Source organism: Mucilaginibacter gotjawali, assembly GCF_002355435.1.
In the GTDB taxonomy this organism is placed as follows: domain Bacteria; phylum Bacteroidota; class Bacteroidia; order Sphingobacteriales; family Sphingobacteriaceae; genus Mucilaginibacter; species Mucilaginibacter gotjawali.
In genome coordinates this window covers 213,519-224,856 of record NZ_AP017313.1, presented here as the reverse complement: position 1 = coordinate 224,856, position 11,338 = coordinate 213,519, and the positions used below count along the sequence as shown (strand labels likewise).

Genomic DNA, 11,338 nt, shown 5'->3' with positions numbered 1-11,338 from the left:
ATAATCTTCAAATCTTATAAATCCTAGTTCAGACAATTGATATTTTTATTTTCAATAATTATTGAAAGTTTAAAAAATATATTTACATTTGCTTAACGAAATGAAAGTTTCAGTTACACCGGCCAGCACCCGGTATATTTTATGAATATATGTTTCATTAATTATTGAAAATATGAAAACATTGCAAAATCACATGATCCTGTTCGATGGAGAGTGCCCTATGTGTAACTTATATACAAAAGCATTTGTAAGTACAGGGATGCTTGCAGCCAATGGCAGGGCCGCTTATCAAAATGACATGGATAAGGTTTGCCCCGTGATTGACAAACAAAGAGCTGTTGACGAGATCGCTTTGATCAATCTCAACAACGGTGAAGTAACCTATGGTATTCAAAGCCTTTTTAAAGTGATTGGCAACACCTGCCCGGTATTAAAACCACTTTTTAATTTTAAGCCGTTTGCCTGGTTATCGAGTAAAGTTTACGCGTTTATATCCTACAACCGCAGGGTCATCATTCCTGCGGGCACCTTAGGCGGTAGCTACCCTTACCAGCCAACTTTCAAAATACAGTACCGTATTGCCTACCTGTTGTTTGCCTGGTTTTGCACAGGATATATTTTAACCGGCTATGCGCACCTGCTCACGGGCGTAGTTCCCATTGGTAATCCGTCAAGAGAGTATTTTATCTGCGGCGGGCAGATCATTTTCCAGGGCATTGTCATCGGCATCTATGCCCGTGACAAATTATGGAGTTACCTGGGCAATATGATGACGATATCCTTTGCAGGAAGCTTGCTGCTGGCAATTGTGCTGATCATGAGCCAGTGGATCAGTTTTCCCGCCACAGCCTTCCCATTATACTTTATAGCTGTGGCTGCCCTGATGTTTTTGGAACATATCCGCAGAACAAAGTTGCTTGGGCTCGGGTGGACATTAACCTTTACCTGGGTTTTATACCGGGTAGCATTGTTGTGGATAATATTGGTTAATTAGGTTGGTATTTAAATAAAAGATCATGAAATACAAAAAAATAGTACTTGCAGGTGGTAACGGTTACCTTGGCAGGGTATTGGCAAATTATTATAAAGGCAAAGCCAGTGAAATAATTATATTAAGCCGGCACGAAAAACAAATTGACGGAAACATCCGCACGGTGGTTTGGGATGGAAAAACCTGGGGTAAATGGGCTGCAGAACTGGTAAATGCAGATATCCTGGTTAACCTTTGCGGTAAAAATGTGAACTGCCGCTACACCGATAAAAACAAGAAGGAAATATTTGCATCAAGGTTATTGCCGACTGAGTTGTTGGGCAAAACAATACATGACCTGGTTGAACCGCCAAAACTTTGGATTAACTTGTCATCAGCAACCATTTACCGCCATGCCGAAGACCGCCCGCAGGATGAAGACACAGGTGAAATCGGCAACGGCTTTTCTGTCGACGTTTGCAATGCATGGGAAGCCGCGTTCAACAAATACGATACCCCAAAAACCCGTAAAGTTGCCTTGCGGATGGGTATTGTACTCGGCCGCAGCGACAGTGTTTTCCCCCGTTTGCTTAACCTGGTAAAACTGGGACTTGGTGGCAAACAGGGCGACGGCAAACAATATGTAAGCTGGGTACACGAACTTGATGCCGCCAGAAGTACTGAATGGCTGGCAGATCACACGGAATTGGAGGGCGTATTTAATTGTACAGCGCCTTACCCGGTTAAAAACGCTGAGCTAATGAAAGTGATCCGGAATATCAATGGAAACCTGTTTGGACTGCCAGCCCCAAAATGGCTATTGGAAGCCGGCGCTATTTTTATTGGCACAGAAACCGAATTGATACTGAAAAGTCGCTGGGTATTGCCAAAAAGGTTGATGGATGCAGGTTTTAAATTTGAATTCAGGCAGGTTAAAGATGCCGTCAGCGAAATTTTAGGTATCGGCGATTATGCTTTTTTCGATTTTCCGGCACCCTTAAAAACAGCCGATAAACACGCCCGGGTTATTGTCTGACATCTAAAGGATTAAAGAATATTACTTTGCCATAAATCATTTTACATCCGGGTAACACTAATCCCGTAAATTGCTGTTAAACTTGCACTCGCGAATTCAGACAAAAAGACGCGGCAGCAACCAATTAACAATAGCATATCAAGTAAATGAAAATCGGAATAGTTTGTTACCCAACCTTCGGCGGCAGCGGGGTTGTAGCCACCGAACTGGGCAAAGGCTTAGCAGACCGTGGCCACCAGGTGCATTTTGTCACCTATAATCAGCCCGCCAGGCTCGACCTGTTTTCAGAGAACCTGTTTTACCACGAGGTTTCAGTATCCAATTATCCTCTTTTCGACTTTCCGCCATATGAATTGGCGCTGGCAAGCCGCCTGGTAGATGTAGTCCGGTTCGAAAAACTGGATGTGCTGCATGTGCATTATGCTATCCCGCATGCGTCAGCCGCTTTTATGGCCAAACAAATATTGATGACCTACGGTATTTATATCCCGGTAGTAACCACATTACATGGCACGGACATTACGCTGGTAGGCAAGGACCGTACTTTTAAACCTGTAGTTACTTTTTCCATCAATAAATCGGACGGCGTAACAGCCGTTTCGGAGCATTTAAGGAATGACACTTATGAGTTTTTTGAAATTGAAAACGATATTAAAGTGATTCCCAATTTCATCGACCTAAAACGTTTCAGCCTTAAACCTAAAGATCACTTTAAAAAAGCGATAGCCCCATTTGGCGAAAGGATTGTTGTCCACACCTCCAACTTCCGCAAAGTGAAACGAACCGAAGACGTCATCAGGATATTTGCAAAATTGGTAAAAACCATCCCGGCCAAATTATTGATGGTGGGCGACGGGCCTGAACGTTCGCAATGTGAGCAGCTAAGCCGGGATTTGGGCGTTAACGAAAATATTCGTTTTTTAGGCAAACAGGATGCTATTGAAGAGATCCTTTCCGTATCGGACTTGTTTTTGATGCCTTCGGAATCAGAAAGCTTCGGTTTGGCCGCCCTGGAAGCGATGGCTTGTAAAGTCCCGGTAATAACTTCAAATGCAGGCGGCTTACCCGAACTAAATATCGACGGCGTAACTGGTTTCCTAAAAGATGTAGGTGATATTGAAGGCATGGCCGAAAAAGCCATTTACGTACTGGAAGATGAAGAGCGCCTGAATGCTTTTAAAGAAAACGCCCTTGCCCGTGCCAAAGAATTCGACCTCGCCAATATACTTCCTTTGTATGAAAATTATTACGTGGAGGTGATTGAGAAATGCAGGGAGAAAGCTTAAAGCGGAATTGATTTAGCCAGGGAACCTTTTCTGGATTAAAAACAATGACAAAAGAGGCTAACAAATTTATTTACCTAAACTTTAATTTTTAAACTAAATTTGTAAAAGGTGCAGTAAGCTTTATTTAATAAAAGTTTAAATTTTTCATATGGAAAATACGATAACCATACAACTCACTAATGAAAAAGCAATTGGGCTTTTGCATGAAATGGAAGAATTGCACCTCATCAAAGTAATAAAAGAAAATATAGTCCCTTCTAAGACCAAGCTTTCTGATAAATACAGAGGTGTATTTTCAAAAAAAGATGCCCTGGACTTTAATAAGCATACCATGAAAATGCGTAAAGAATTGGCCAATACCTGATTGATAACAATGTAATTTCAAATTATTTTTCAGAGCTTTTTTCTGATGAAGAAATGGAGTTTATTGCAGGCGTAATCGATCAAATACCTAATATTTCTGTTATCACCGAAATTGAAGCCCTCTCCTGGATCAGCCCCGATATAAGGAAAGAAAAAATAATAGGGGAATTTGTAAAAGACTCCAATGTATTATGGCTTACACCGGCAATTGTAAAACAATGCGTAAAAATCAGACGCGGCAAAAAATTAATACTCCAGGTGCAATTATAGCAGCTACCGCAATTGAACATAATTTAACCTTGATTACGAGCGACAGAGATTTTGACAATATTAAAGGATTGTCTATTCTTCATCCCGAAAGCCTGTCGATGTTATAACCTTCATCTACTTAAATACCAAACCCATGCGCAATCCACAAACATTACCTATCAAAACTATTGACGGCGATTGGTGCGACAAGGACCTCGTAATGCTTCACGCATGTTTTCAGCTCCTAACAGATTTTGTAGAAGAAGAAATCAGCCAGGATATAGTTAATTGGGAACACAATGAAGAAATAAAAAACGCAAGAAAAGAAATAGATCAGTTATATAACTGGTGGAAAGAACGTCTTAAAAATGAGGCTGAAAACAATATTGATCCTATCTGGACAAAAGGACAATATGAAAGCGATAATGAAATGCTGATAAGACTGATAAAAATACGCCAGTACTTATGGACCTAGATCGGAACTGAAAGGAAAAAGGATTAAAAAGCACTCAGATATTCAACCCTTTTTCCTTTAAATTCTAATCTATTCCGCCGGTGCAAACTTCAAACAAACCGGGTTGCCTATTTCAAGGCCGCCCGCCAATCTGAATAATTTACCCGAGGCTTTATCGATCAGGTAAACAAAAATCATATCGCTGTCCTGGTTGGCTACCAGCAGGAATTTCCCGGTAGGGTCAATGGCAAAATCACGCGGGTTTTTACCATCTGTAGTTACGCGCTGACTAAATATCAATTTACCGTTATCCGGGTCAATAGCATAAACTGAAATTTCATTAGTATCCAAACGATTGGAAGCATATAAAAACCGTCCGTCTGGTGAAATATGTATAGCAGCTCCGGCTGTTTTTCCTTTAAATCCATCGCGAAGCAAAGTAATGGATTGGGTTTCTTTCAATTTCCCGTTATCATAGTCAAATACATGCACATTTGACCCCATTTCGGTCACCAGGTAAACATGTTTTTTATCGTTCGAGAAAACAATATGGCGCGGGCCTTCGCCCCCCGGTACGCTAACAAACGGTTCATCGGCTGGGGTTAACGGCTGCGGGTGCGAAGCATGATAGCGCATTACATTCAATTTATCAGTACCCAGATCGCTGTACAGAAGATATTTTTCATCAGGCGATAACTGGGCAATATGAACATGCGGGCCTTCCTGCCTGTCCTTGTTAACGCCCTGCCCTTTATCCTGGATCAATTGAGAAACAGGCGCCAGCGAGCCATCTTTATTAACCGGCAAAACCGCCAGGTTACCACTGCTGTAATTCGCTACAAAAATATTTTTCTGGTCTTTATCTACCGAAACATAGCATGGGTCGGCGCCGGAGGTGGATTGCTTATTTATAAAAACAAGTTTACCCAGTTTCGGGTCGAAAGTAAAGGAGCTTACTGCGCCATCTTTGCCGTCTTCATTTACGGCATATACAAATTTGTTATCACCTGACAAGGTGAGATAGGAGGGATTGCTTACATCATCAATTTCATTTAAATAAGCAAGCTTTCCTTTTTCAGCATAGAAACGATATACGTAAATGCCTTTACTTTTCCCTTTGGTATAAGTACCAATCAGCAGGTCGAAAGTGGTTGGGTTAGTTTTTTTATGCTGGGCATAAGTAAATACCGGGCAGATCAGCGAAATTATCAGCAGGAGCTTTCTCATCATACAATACATTGGTTATTGCACGCAAGATAGTAATTGATTTAGAGATTAGAGGCCGGAGATTAGAGATTAGGAAAAAAATCGCAGCGGTTTGAATACCCCAATTCCTAACTAATCTCTAATCAACTAACCCCCAATCTCTATATTAAGTGCTTCAATTGTATGATCTCGCTTTCATCCAGGTATCTCCAGCGGCCGCGTGGGAGATCCTTTTTGGTGAGGTTGGCATAAACTACCCGGTCCAGTTTTACAACTTCGTAGCCTAAATGTTCAAAAATACGACGTACAATGCGGTTTTTGCCGCTGTGGATCTGGATCCCGATCTCTCTTTTTGAGCCCCCGGCTACGTAAGAAACAGAATCAGGCTTTATCAAACCATCTTCCAGTTCAAGCCCGTAGGTTATCTTGTTCAGGTCGCCTTGTGTGAGGCTTTTACTCAGCTCAACCTGGTATAATTTAACAATATTGTTACGCGGATGCGATAGTTTATCAGCCAGGTCGCCGTCATTGGTCATTAAAAGCAAGCCAGTGGTATTCCTGTCTAAACGGCCGATGGGGTAAATACGTTCCTTGCTGGCTTTTTCAACCAGGTTCATTACCGTGCGGCGCTCATGCGGGTCTTCAGTAGTGGTGATATAATCTTTTGGCTTATTTAACAATACATAAACCATTTTCTCGCGTTTCAGCAATTCGCCGTTGTAACGGATCTCATCTTTCATCGGGTCAACCTTATGGCCCAGTTCTGATATCACCACCCCATTTACCGATACCACGCCGGCAGCTATCAGCTCGTCGGCCTTACGGCGCGAACAGATGCCCGCATTTGAAATATAACGGTTCAGCCTGATCAGGCCGGTATCTTTACTTTCTGCTGCTTTTTTACGACCGCGTAAAGTTTTTGAAGGGGCATCCTGGTCGGGTGTGATTTTATCGTAAGTTGGTTTTGAGCGTTGCGGACGATCAGCGCTGTTCGGTCTGTCGCCTTCGCGTTTTTTGAATCCCCCGGGAGACGATGGCCTGCCAGAGAACTTTTTATCGGCTGGTTTATCACCGCCGAAACTTCTTTTCGGTCTTTCGTCGCCGCCAAATTTTGATGGCGCCGATCTTTCTCTCGATGTAAATGCTTTCTTGCCTCCCGATGATTCACCGCCGAAGCTCTTTGGCGGGCGGGCATCGTTATCGGCTACGCGACCGGTATAAGGCCTGCTTTTGGGTGCAAATGATTTCTTTCCGCCAGCTGAGTCGCCGCCGAAACTTCTTTTTGGCCGGTCATCATTATCAGCCGGGCGCCCGGTATATGGCCTGCCCTTTGGGGTAAACGATTTTTTTTCACCACCGCTAAAGCTGCTTGCAGGCTTGTCACCATCGCTTTGCCTGCTTTGATAAGGCTTACTGCCTGAAGACGAAAAAGATCTTTTTTCGGCCGGGCGTTCGCTGTAATCTTTACGGGGTGGTTTGTTGCTATCGGAACGATCGCTCCCTTTTGCAGTATTTCCTCTTGATGAGGAGGCTCTTTTTGGCCTGTCATCTTGCTTTGAAGCCCTGTTTGATGATCTGCCGGACTGGTCGTTTCGACTGCTCCCTGGTTTCTTAAATACCATAGTTTTTTATTTAGCGCTTTCTCAGCGTGGAGGGTCAAAGTTACGGTTTTTAGGCCGATAATTATAATTTTTTTCAACGGCTCAAAATCTTGCTTTAGGGCTTTTAAAAGGCGTTTTTGAACCAAAAACCAATGTTTTCAAAAGTCGCAAAAAGCTAAGTATTTGATAATGTGCTTTATATAAATTACCTTTGCAGCACATTCTACCAAATGTACAGCTTATGATTAAAAAGAAATGACTAAAAAACACTTGATTACGTGCTCCGTAATAATTGTGCTGGTTATCATTTCAACGCTTAATATTTACAGCGCAATGGGAAGCAAAACAGTGGTTGAACCGGCGGTAAAACCGGTAATCAACGTTCCTGCCCTTGCATTTAAAACTGTAAATTTTGTCCCAAAAAGCATTGCAGCCGAAAATGATTTTAGCTTCGCTAACGAAGCTTTGCCAATTAATGATGCCAGTGTAAAACGCAAATTACAGCGTTCGCTTGTTAAGCATAATTTCAGAAATGTAAGGACAAACATCCTCCAGACAAAAGCCCTGCAATTATTTCCCATCATTGAACCTATTTTAAAAGCCTACGGAATTCCCGATGACTTTAAATATATCCCCCTGGTTGAGTCGGGCCTTTGCGAAGGTACATCTGCAAGGGGAGCAAAGGGAATATGGCAGTTTATGCCAGGCACCGCGCGTACTTATGGCCTGAAAGTTCGGGACGGGGTTGATGAGCGCATGAATACCCGCAAATCAACCATCGCAGCTTGTAAATACATCAAAGAACTCTATGTGGAGTTTAATAGCTGGACTTTAGCTGCTGCGGCCTATAACAACGGAGAGAACCAGATTGAAAGGGCGATAAACAGGCAAAACGAGGATAATTATTTCCTGATGCATTTGAATGGCGAAACCGCAGCCTACGTGTATAACATTATTGCCATGAAACAAATTATCAGCCAGCCCGGAAAGTATGGCTATAAAACCTATTTAAAACCTAACGAGCTATTTGCGTATAACTGATCAGTTTACCATTGGCGCGTAAAAATTCATGTTACGGAGCACTTAAAGGCCGGACTTCCAGGTGGGAGCCCGGCCTTTTTTATTTATCTTTGCGGGGCTAATTATTGAATTAGTGAGTTAGTGAATTATTGAATGAAAAAGTGGTTGGGATTATAGCTTACCTGCAATTTCAGCTCAACGTTTTTTTTGCATTCAATTTATCCATTTTTAAACAATCACTAACTCACTAATTCACTAAATCAATAATTCAATAAATGATTGAGAAAACTATCGACCTTGGCGAGCAAAACGAAGTGGAAGTGTACGGGGCCAGGGTACATAATTTAAAAAATATAGATGTTTCTTTTCCGCGTAACCAGTTGGTGGTCATCACCGGCTTAAGCGGCAGCGGAAAATCATCCCTGGCTTTTGATACCATTTATGCCGAAGGGCAGCGCCGGTATATGGAAACATTTTCGGCCTACTCACGCCAGTTTATGGGTGGAATGGAACGGCCCGATGTGGACAAGGTTTCGGGCCTCAGCCCCGTTATTGCTATCGAGCAAAAAACAACCAGCAAAAACCCGCGTTCAACCGTCGGTACCATTACCGAGATTTACGACTTTATGCGTTTGCTTTTCGCCCGTACGGGCGAGGCCTACTCCTACGTAAGCGGCGAGAAAATGGAGCGCATGTCTGAAGACCAGATTCTGAAAACCATATCCGAAAGATTTAACGGGCAGCCGGTAAATATCCTTGCACCGGTGGTTAAAGCCCGCAAGGGCCATTACCGCGAATTGTTTGAGCAGATCCGCAAACAGGGCTATTTAAAGGTTTATATCGATGGGGCAATGGCCGATGTGGAGCCAAAAATGCAGGTCGATCGTTATAAAATTCATGATATTGATATTGTGGTTGACCGCCTGGTGATTGAAGAAAAAGATGCCAAACGACTGTACACTTCCATCCAAACGGCTTTAAAAGTTGCCAAAGGCATCATCCGGATTGCAGATAAAGACAACAACGTTTTCTACTACAGTAAATACCTGATGGACCCGATCTCAGGAATTTCTTATGACGAGCCGCAGCCAAATACATTTTCATTTAATTCCCCGTATGGCGCCTGTGATAAATGCAACGGGCTGGGTTATATTTTCGAGGTAGATGAGGCATCGGTTATCCCCAATCCCAAACTAAATATCCTCAACGGTGGCCTTGCTCCTATCGGGGAATACCGCGAAACATGGATCTTCCAGGTGTTAAAGGCGCTTGCTAAAAAATACGAGTTCTCGCTATCAACCCCTATTGAAAAACTTTCACGAGATCACCTGGATATCATCCTGAATGGATCAACTGAAATGATAACCGTAGCCGTTGAGTACAACAAATGGAATGTGCAGAGTTACCAGGTAGCATTTGACGGTATTGTACGGATGCTGGAAGAACAGCAGGAACGCCGTGGCGACGAAGGCATGGATGATATGGAGAACTACAGGGTATTAAAAACCTGCACGACATGCGAAGGCGCCCGGCTGAAAAAAGAATCGCTGCATTTTAAGGTTGATGATAAAAACATATTTGAGCTGGCTTGCATGGACATCCGCACCCTGCAGGAATGGTTTGCCAACCTGGAAGGCCGTTTAACAGATCGCCAGAATGTCATCGCCAAAGAAATACTAAAGGAGATCCGCGCCAGGATAGTTTTTTTACTGGACGTTGGTTTAAGTTATTTAACACTCGACCGAACAGCCAAAACCCTGTCTGGTGGCGAGGCGCAACGCATCAGGCTGGCTACGCAGATCGGCTCACAGCTGATGAATGTAATGTATATTTTGGACGAACCGAGCATCGGCCTGCACCAGCGGGACAATGAGCGCCTGATCAACGCACTAAAAAATCTGCGCGACCTGGGCAATACCGTATTAGTGGTTGAACACGATAAGGATATGATCCTGCATGCCGATCATGTAATTGATATGGGCCCCGCGGCCGGCGTACACGGCGGTGAAATTGTTGCCCAGGGCACACCTGCCGAGCTAATGAAGCAGCATACCCTCACAACCTCCTATATCAACGGCGAGCGCGAAATAGCGATCCCTGAGAAGAGACGTGCAGGGACGGGTAAAATATTGAGCCTGAAAAAGGCAACAGGGCATAATTTAAAGAAAGTATCGGTTGATTTTCCATTAGGCAAGCTGATTGGTATTACCGGTGTATCCGGCAGCGGCAAATCAAGCCTGATCACTGAAACGTTATACCCGATACTGAACCACCATTTTTTCAGGGCTAAAAAACATCCGCTGCCTTATGAAAAAATAGAAGGTTTAGAGCATATTGACAAGGTAATTGAGATAGATCAAACGCCAATCGGCCGCACGCCGCGTTCAAACCCGGCAACATATACAGGGGTATTTTCGGATATCCGTAACCTTTATGTCCAATTGCCTGAATCAAGGATCAGGGGTTATAAGCCGGGCCGTTTTTCGTTCAACGTAAAGGGCGGGCGCTGCGAAACCTGCCAGGGTGCCGGCTTAAAGGTAATAGAAATGAACTTTTTGCCGGATGTGCAGGTGCCCTGCGAAGAATGCGGCGGCAGGCGCTACAATCGCGAAACACTGGAAGTGCGTTACCGGGGCAAATCCATCAGCGATGTGCTGGATATGAGTATTGAAGATGCAACCACATTTTTTGAACACATCCCGGCCATCTACCGCAAGGTAAAAACCCTGTTTGATGTGGGACTGGGTTATATCACTTTAGGGCAATCGTCCACTACACTATCAGGCGGCGAAGCGCAGCGCGTTAAACTGGCGACAGAACTTTCCAAAAAAGATACGGGGAATACTTTTTATATCCTTGACGAGCCAACAACCGGGCTTCACTTTGAGGACATCAACGTACTGCTCGGCGTGTTAAACCAACTGGTTGATAAAGGCAATACCGTACTGGTGATTGAGCATAACCTGGATGTAATTAAAGTAGTTGACCATGTGATCGACCTCGGCCCCGAAGGTGGCTCAGGCGGCGGTAAAATATTATTTTCCGGAACGCCGGAGGCTTTGTGCAAAGTAAAAGAAAGCTTTACAGGGCAGTTTTTGAAAAAGGAGATGAAAATTAAGTAGCGTAACTCATATGTACAATTTCTTGTACATA

At 43.5% G+C, this 11,338-nt stretch carries 11 protein-coding genes; 9 read left to right on the top strand and 2 right to left on the bottom strand.

Features of this window, described 5'->3' with window-relative positions; translation table 11 throughout:
• The first annotated feature begins 172 nt into the window (after positions 1-172).
• The 7 genes from MgSA37_RS01165 to MgSA37_RS01140 all read left to right on the top strand — a co-directional run bounded on the left by MgSA37_RS01165 (position 173) and on the right by MgSA37_RS01140 (position 4,379).
• Complete coding sequence (locus MgSA37_RS01165) at positions 173-994, top strand: thiol-disulfide oxidoreductase DCC family protein (RefSeq protein WP_096349451.1); 822 nt, start codon at positions 173-175, stop codon at positions 992-994.
• A gap of 22 nt (positions 995-1,016) precedes the next feature.
• Entirely contained in the window at positions 1,017-2,006 is a 990-nt protein-coding gene (locus MgSA37_RS01160; RefSeq protein WP_096349450.1) for a TIGR01777 family oxidoreductase, read from the top strand.
• A gap of 146 nt (positions 2,007-2,152) precedes the next feature.
• A complete protein-coding gene (bshA, locus tag MgSA37_RS01155; protein ID WP_096349449.1) occupies positions 2,153-3,292 on the top strand; it encodes an N-acetyl-alpha-D-glucosaminyl L-malate synthase BshA in 1,140 nt (379 codons plus the stop codon).
• A 148-nt stretch (positions 3,293-3,440) separates the two neighbouring features.
• The gene (locus MgSA37_RS01150; RefSeq protein WP_096349448.1) at positions 3,441-3,656 is read left to right on the top strand and encodes a hypothetical protein; all 216 of its coding nucleotides are present in this window, start codon (positions 3,441-3,443) and stop codon (positions 3,654-3,656) included.
• 53 nt (positions 3,657-3,709) lie between these two features.
• Positions 3,710-3,925 (top strand): PIN domain-containing protein, encoded by a 216-nt coding sequence (locus tag MgSA37_RS28510; protein WP_172885271.1) that lies wholly within the window; start codon positions 3,710-3,712, stop codon positions 3,923-3,925.
• Entirely contained in the window at positions 3,847-4,032 is a 186-nt protein-coding gene (locus tag MgSA37_RS29625) for a PIN domain-containing protein (RefSeq protein ID WP_096349447.1), read from the top strand. The genes MgSA37_RS28510 and MgSA37_RS29625 overlap by 79 nt, the downstream gene beginning before the upstream one ends.
• 26 nt (positions 4,033-4,058) lie before the next feature.
• Positions 4,059-4,379, top strand: a complete 321-nt coding sequence (locus MgSA37_RS01140) for a hypothetical protein (RefSeq protein WP_096349446.1) — start codon at positions 4,059-4,061, stop codon at positions 4,377-4,379.
• 69 nt (positions 4,380-4,448) lie between these two features.
• On the opposite strand, the gene MgSA37_RS01135 is transcribed toward MgSA37_RS01140, so the two are convergent.
• Positions 4,449-5,588, bottom strand: coding sequence for a lactonase family protein (locus MgSA37_RS01135; RefSeq protein ID WP_232010759.1), 1,140 nt, complete (start codon positions 5,586-5,588; stop codon positions 4,449-4,451).
• 137 nt (positions 5,589-5,725) lie between these two features.
• Entirely contained in the window at positions 5,726-7,186 is a 1,461-nt protein-coding gene (locus MgSA37_RS01130; RefSeq protein WP_096349444.1) for a pseudouridine synthase, read from the bottom strand.
• Positions 7,187-7,420: 234 nt separating this feature from the next.
• On the opposite strand from MgSA37_RS01130, the gene MgSA37_RS01125 reads away from it, so the two are divergent.
• Positions 7,421-8,206, top strand: a complete 786-nt coding sequence (locus tag MgSA37_RS01125; protein WP_096349443.1) for a lytic transglycosylase domain-containing protein — start codon at positions 7,421-7,423, stop codon at positions 8,204-8,206.
• A gap of 254 nt (positions 8,207-8,460) precedes the next feature.
• Entirely contained in the window at positions 8,461-11,307 is a 2,847-nt protein-coding gene (gene uvrA, locus MgSA37_RS01120) for an excinuclease ABC subunit UvrA (protein ID WP_096349442.1), read from the top strand.
• Positions 11,308-11,338: the final 31 nt, after the last annotated feature.

Bases quoted from the DNA above. Each gene is read 5' to 3' on its own strand.
- MgSA37_RS28510 (WP_172885271.1), top strand. From the start codon at position 3,710: ATGGAGTTTATTGCAGGCGTAATCGATCAAATACCTAATATTTCTGTT.
- uvrA (WP_096349442.1), top strand. From the start codon at position 8,461: ATGATTGAGAAAACTATCGACCTTGGCGAGCAAAACGAAGTGGAAGTG.
- MgSA37_RS01125 (WP_096349443.1), top strand. From the start codon at position 7,421: ATGACTAAAAAACACTTGATTACGTGCTCCGTAATAATTGTGCTGGTT.
- MgSA37_RS01130 (WP_096349444.1), bottom strand. From the start codon at position 7,186: ATGGTATTTAAGAAACCAGGGAGCAGTCGAAACGACCAGTCCGGCAGA.
- MgSA37_RS01140 (WP_096349446.1), top strand. From the start codon at position 4,059: ATGCGCAATCCACAAACATTACCTATCAAAACTATTGACGGCGATTGG.
- MgSA37_RS29625 (WP_096349447.1), top strand. From the start codon at position 3,847: ATGGCTTACACCGGCAATTGTAAAACAATGCGTAAAAATCAGACGCGG.
- bshA (WP_096349449.1), top strand. From the start codon at position 2,153: ATGAAAATCGGAATAGTTTGTTACCCAACCTTCGGCGGCAGCGGGGTT.
- MgSA37_RS01165 (WP_096349451.1), top strand. From the start codon at position 173: ATGAAAACATTGCAAAATCACATGATCCTGTTCGATGGAGAGTGCCCT.
- MgSA37_RS01160 (WP_096349450.1), top strand. From the start codon at position 1,017: ATGAAATACAAAAAAATAGTACTTGCAGGTGGTAACGGTTACCTTGGC.
- MgSA37_RS01135 (WP_232010759.1), bottom strand. From the start codon at position 5,588: ATGATGAGAAAGCTCCTGCTGATAATTTCGCTGATCTGCCCGGTATTT.
- MgSA37_RS01150 (WP_096349448.1), top strand. From the start codon at position 3,441: ATGGAAAATACGATAACCATACAACTCACTAATGAAAAAGCAATTGGG.